We start from the raw sequence: 228 nt of genomic DNA on the forward strand, positions 1-228 counted from the left end.
CCCACTCCCAAGTAGAGAAGAAGTCTTCTGAGGTAATGTCGCCTTTGTACCAAAGCGGCGCGATGTGCCCCATGTTATCCGCTTCAGCGCCGTGCACATCTAGTAGGATTTTCATGCCACTGGCCTTGGCAGCAGCGATCATTGCATCAAATACTTCTAAGGAAGTGGCCGAGGCTAAATCAGGATTAGCCGAAGCATTCACTTGAATCGCCACAAACTGGCCATTTT

The 228-nt window shown here is 50.0% G+C and carries 1 protein-coding gene; it reads right to left on the bottom strand.

Annotated elements, in window-relative coordinates:
• Positions 1-228, bottom strand: a 228-nt coding sequence (locus Q4528_RS16765; RefSeq protein ID WP_303522951.1) for a cellulase family glycosylhydrolase, incomplete at both ends; no start/stop codon positions are given.

Origin of the sequence: Staphylococcus pasteuri, assembly GCF_030547725.1 — a bacterium.
Lineage (GTDB): Bacteria > Bacillota > Bacilli > Staphylococcales > Staphylococcaceae > Staphylococcus > Staphylococcus pasteuri.